This window comes from Vibrio sp. 1402, assembly GCF_033340275.1.
Genome location: NZ_JAWOWE010000760.1, coordinates 1 through 507 on the forward strand (window position 1 = coordinate 1; position 507 = coordinate 507).

The 507-nt window shown below is 49.5% G+C and carries 1 protein-coding gene and 1 pseudogene; both read left to right on the forward strand.

Features of this window, described 5'->3' with window-relative positions; genetic code table 11:
• Positions 1-245 (forward strand): YscG family type III secretion system chaperone VscG (vscG, locus tag R7044_RS28340; RefSeq protein ID WP_225456427.1); only part of this gene is annotated, 245 nt, incomplete at its 5' end.
• A pseudogene (vscH, locus tag R7044_RS28345) lies at positions 242-507 on the forward strand (YopR family T3SS polymerization control protein VscH); the annotation flags it as partial. The gene vscG and the pseudogene vscH, both read left to right, overlap by 4 nt.

Sequence of the window (507 nt, forward strand, 5' to 3'; positions counted from 1 at the left end):
AAGAAGTTGTAGTAATGATTCGTGCGATGAGCCTGATGAACAAAGGCGCGTACGAAGAGGCACATCGATTACTTGAGCCACTTTGCACCGCGTATCCTGACCTAATCAGTTTGGCGGCGCTAGCGGCTGCAAAAGCAGGGTTACTAAGCCAAGCTGAACGTTGGATGGAACTGGCAGCTCAAGGCAGCGAAGAAAGCCAAGCTTTTGCGGCGAGCTTCACCCAAGACATTAGGAATCTTGGATGAGAGTCGACCCTAGCTTTGTCGGACAAACGCCCGCTCATTCAACCGATGTTCGTCACTATGAACGCGACGATGCGAAGCGAATGAGCGAGCTTATGACGCGAGAAACTACGGCCGAAGTTTCTCGCCCAGCTCCCAAAGACACGCTGACAAAAGTAGAAGAGAAACTCAACGCAATTAAAGATTGGTATGCGTCGATCAAGGAAGCAGAGACTGTCTCTAAACAAAGCGTGCTTTCTTCGTTAAAGGACGTTATTTCTGATCC